The following is a 452-nucleotide window of genomic DNA, read 5'->3' as shown; positions in this document are numbered from 1 at the left end:
ATTATAGCTAACATTTCCTGAGGTAATGATCGTTTCGATGTATCGATACTGATTTCCTACTTCATAAATGGTATCATTTAATCTTAATACCGATTTTCTGATGATATCTTCTTTGTTTATTTTTCTCAAAAACGCATACAGAATCACCGTATCAAGATAGGTATATCTGCTTTGTTCTGCTTTTTCATTCGTATTGATTCCATGTGACGAAAAAAGGCCAAAAGGAACTGCACTACTGAACGATCTGATATAATATTTTAAGATAGAAAAAGATAGGCTTTCGTTGAGTGTATTATTTTTCACAGCCTTTTCCCACTCAGAATAAAGCTCCTGGGAGGCAATGTAAACCCCTTCTCTGAATTTTGAGTTGTTGTAAAGCTCCTGCACAAATACTATCAGATCTTCTGTAGAACTCGGAATATTCTGTATAGATTTTTGCTCAAAAATAGGCC

1 protein-coding gene is annotated in these 452 nt (G+C 34.3%); it reads right to left on the bottom strand.

Annotated elements, in window-relative coordinates; all coding sequences use genetic code 11:
• Positions 1 to 452 (bottom strand): lantibiotic dehydratase (locus SB764_RS38335; RefSeq protein WP_410866508.1); only part of this gene is annotated, 452 nt, incomplete at both ends.

This window comes from Paraburkholderia sp. SIMBA_027 (genome assembly GCF_046535315.1).
GTDB lineage: Bacteria > Pseudomonadota > Gammaproteobacteria > Burkholderiales > Burkholderiaceae > Paraburkholderia > Paraburkholderia tropica.
This window is presented reverse-complemented; position numbering and strand designations above follow the sequence as displayed.